The 3788-nt window shown below is 50.8% G+C and carries 4 protein-coding genes; all 4 read right to left on the reverse strand.

Annotation, left to right across the window (positions count from 1 at the left end; translation table 11 throughout):
* Window positions 1-139: 139 nt before the first annotated feature.
* On the reverse strand, window positions 140-2038 hold the full coding sequence (gene dxs / locus L696_RS0104070) for a 1-deoxy-D-xylulose-5-phosphate synthase (protein ID WP_025682502.1): 1899 nt from the start codon (window positions 2036-2038) through the stop codon (window positions 140-142).
* A 107-nt stretch (window positions 2039-2145) separates the two neighbouring features.
* A complete protein-coding gene (locus tag L696_RS0104075; protein WP_025682503.1) occupies window positions 2146-3069 on the reverse strand; it encodes a polyprenyl synthetase family protein in 924 nt (307 codons plus the stop codon).
* A complete protein-coding gene (gene xseB / locus L696_RS0104080; RefSeq protein WP_007430920.1) occupies window positions 3041-3301 on the reverse strand; it encodes an exodeoxyribonuclease VII small subunit in 261 nt (86 codons plus the stop codon). The genes L696_RS0104075 and xseB overlap by 29 nt, the downstream gene beginning before the upstream one ends.
* Window positions 3291-3788 (reverse strand): exodeoxyribonuclease VII large subunit (locus tag L696_RS0104085; RefSeq protein ID WP_025682504.1); only part of this gene is annotated, 498 nt, incomplete at its 5' end. The genes L696_RS0104085 and xseB, both read right to left, overlap by 11 nt.

Genomic DNA, 3788 nt, shown 5'->3' on the forward strand with positions numbered 1-3788 from the left:
CGCGGCTTTCAAAAAAGCCTTGTTCTACAAGTAATACATCAATGCGTTCCTTCGGAACAGACATGTTAATCTCCCTTTAAGGCAGCTACGCTGCTTTCGTCATACTTTTTCATAAATAAATCGTTTTCGCTTCAATCCCCTATACCGATTGTCCCATGCCATACGCTGGCTCGGAAGCCCATTTGCGAAGCTTCAGGCATACGGCTTCAACGGTAAGACCCACTTCGGCGCGTTGCTCCTTGATCGAGCCATGTTCCACGAACATATCGGGAATCCCCATCAGGCGCACCTGTGCATCCTGTATTTCTTCTTTGGCGTAAAATTCCAGCACGGCGCTACCCAAGCTTCCCGCTTCGGAAGCTTCTTCTAATACGATCAGCTTTGTATGCTGACGAGCCAGCTCACGCAGCATATCTTCATCCAACGGCTTGAGGAAACGGGCATTCACAACTCCCACCTGCAAACCTTCTCGTTTCATCGTGTCCGCAGCCTCTGTCGCCACTTGGAGCATTGGCCCTGAAGCGATTACAGCGAAGCCCTCACCCTTGCGTAAAAGCTCCCAACTGCCGATAGGTATAGCGTGCAATTCTTTGTCCATCGGCACACCAACCACATTAACACGCGGATAGCGGTAAGCAATCGGGCCATCGTCGTAATCAAGTGCTGTTTTCATCATATGTCGCAGCTCGTTTTCATCCTTGGGCATCATAAGCACGAGATTCGGGATATGACGCAAGAACGCTACATCAAACACACCATGGTGGGTTTCTCCATCTGCCCCGACAAAACCGGCACGGTCTATCGCAAACATCACGTTCGCATTGTGACGGCAGATGTCATGTACAATTTGGTCATAAGCACGCTGCATAAAAGTGGAGTATACCGCAAATACCGGCTTCATCCCTTCCATTGCCAAGGCGGCACACATGGTAGCTGCGTGCTGCTCGGCAATGCCGACGTCAATCATGCGTGTAGGAAATTCCTTACTGAACGGCACCAGCCCTGATCCACCAGGCATAGCAGGTGTAACCGCAATGATACGCTCATCCTGCTCAGCTAGCTCAATCAGCGTATGTCCAAAAATTTCCGTATACATCGGATTGCCCACAGCTTTGAGTACCTGACCGGATTCAATTTTGTATGGACTGATTCCGTGCCATTTATGTGAATCTGCCTCCGCAGGTTTATAACCTTTACCCTTGGTGGTTACAACATGCACCAACACGGGGCCAGTGACGTTATCCGCCTGCTGGAAGGTTTCAATCAGCTTGGACAAATCATGTCCGTCCACCGGACCAAGATACGTCAGCCCCAGTTCCTCAAACAGCACGCCTGGCACCATCATATATTTAAGACTGTCCTTGACACGGCCAGCCGATTTAGCAAGTTTACCACCGATAGCAGGTATTTTTTTCAGCAAAACTTCCAGCTCATCCTTAGCCCGCAAATAATGACGGTCCGAGCGGATTTTGCTCAAATAATTATGCATTGCCCCTACGTTCGGCGCTATGGACATTTCATTGTCATTCAGAATGACCATCAAGTTTTTACGTTCATGTCCAATATGGTTCAACGCTTCGAAGGCCATGCCTCCAGTCAACGCTCCATCCCCGATCATGGCAATGACTTTATTGTCCTCACCCTTCAAATCACGAGCCAAAGCCATTCCCATCGCGGCCGACAGAGAAGTGCTACTATGTCCAGCTTCCCAAACATCATGCTCGCTCTCGCTTCTTTTTACAAAACCGCAAAGTCCATCACGTTGGCGGAGGGTATCAAAACGATCCATTCGCCCTGTCAATATTTTGTGCACGTAGGCCTGATGCCCAACGTCATAAATCATTTTGTCCTTCGGACTGTTATAGCAGTAATGCAGGGCGATTGTGAGCTCAACCACTCCCAGATTCGATGCCAGGTGCCCCCCAGTCACGGACAGCTTCTCAATCAAAAAGCTCCTGATTTCCTCGGCTAGAGAATCTAACTCCTTAACCGACAGTGATTTCAGATCGCCTGGTTGCTTTATGTGTGGAAGCAGCACGCATATCTCCCCGCTTTCCTTCAAGTTTGTGTGTAAAGTTAACAAGTATTATATCACACTTTTTCGTCATGCTTAAACGCAGACAAGTCAAAACAGACCTACCCCTGCTAATGATCTCGCTTCATCAGGTAATCGGCAATCTCCAGCAAACGCGAAGAATCAGGTATACCGCCCTCAATTAACGCATTTTTAGCTGAAGCCGTGAGTTCCTCCACCTGTCGCAAGGAAGCCTCCATACCGATAAAATACGGATACGTAACCTTCTCCTGTTCAACATCGCTTTGCGTTTTTTTACCCAGCTTGCTCTCATCGCCCACCAGATCCAGGATATCATCCTGAATTTGAAATGCCAGTCCCAGATCGCGGCCAAAACGGCGAAGCGCCTCTAATTGACCCTTATCCGCTCCCCCGATCCGTCCACCAGCCAGCAAAGAGAAAATAATCAAATCAGCGGTTTTGTGGAGATGGATATACTCCAGTTCCTCAATTCCCGTCATCCCTTGTTGGCCGGACATATCCGCGACCTGACCGCCCACCATGCCCCGCGCTCCGCTCATCTCGGATAATTCCTCCACGATGGACAGCAGCGCATCGGATGAAATTCCGTGACGACGACCCGCCTGTACGACACTGTAAAAAGCGTGGGTCAGCAATGCATCCCCTGCAAGTACAGCAACCGCCTCACCGTATACCTTATGATTCGTCAGTTTGCCCCGGCGATAATCATCATCATCCATGGCTGGTAAGTCGTCGTGAATCAGGGAGTACGTATGTACCATTTCTACCGCACATGCTACGGGTAACGCTGCCTCCCGGCTTCCGCCGAATGCTTCGGCAGCTGCGATCACAAGCAGAGGCCGCAGGCGTTTTCCACCTGCGGTGAGTGAATAATTCATGGATTCACGAAGAACGGCGGGAATGCTCCAATGAGCTGGGAATTGGTCGGTCAATACAGACGAAATCTCGTCCACCGTCCCGGTCAAATATTCCTTGAACGATGGTCTATTCAACGCCTTCACCACCGTTTTCATCCAATCCGCCGCCGAAAGGCTTCTTGCGTAAATCTCCGTCCTCTTCCACAATCATTTCAATTTTACGTTCAACTTGCTCCAGCTTCTGACTGCAAAGCTGAGACAGCTTCATACCCCGCTGGAACAAATCAATGGCTTGTTCCAGAGGAACGTCTCCATGCTCCAGTTGTCCGACAATTTCTTCAAGAGCAGCCATAGCCGCTTCAAAATTCAATTCCGTTTCATTCGCCACCGTGCTTCGCGTCCTCCTTCATTCCCCATACTTGGCAGTCCAACTGCCCGTCACTCACTTTAATCTTGATGGAATCCCCCGGCTGTACGTCTTTTAGCGACTTGATCAGCCGTTTCTCCTGCTCATCATACACAAGGCTATAGCCTCGCGACATGACCTTGAGCGGGCTAAGCGCATCCAACTGACGAATACCCGCGTGTAGCTGCTGCCGTCCCATCTTGGTAATAGCACGCATTGCAGACTCCAACTGACGCTGTGCCGCATCTGTCTGCTTGCGGGCCGACCGGATTTGTTCGCGCGGGTTAAACCGCTCCAGTACCTGGCGCATACGCGCATTCTTCTCCGCGTTCAGGCGCGAACGGTTGCTTGCTGCCCGAATGAGCCGCTGATGCAACATATCCATCCGCTCCGCATGCTGTAGCATATAGCGGCGCGGGTGCAGCAGCACCGGTGAGCGCCGGAGCCGGGTCAACCGTTCACGGCTGGG

Origin of the sequence: Paenibacillus maysiensis (assembly GCF_000520815.1) — a bacterium.
Classification (GTDB): domain Bacteria; phylum Bacillota; class Bacilli; order Paenibacillales; family Paenibacillaceae; genus Paenibacillus; species Paenibacillus maysiensis.

Excerpts from the sequence above, each read along its gene's own strand:
- L696_RS0104075 (WP_025682503.1), bottom strand. The coding sequence starts at position 3,069 with ATGAAAACGGTGGTGAAGGCGTTGAATAGACCATCGTTCAAGGAATAT.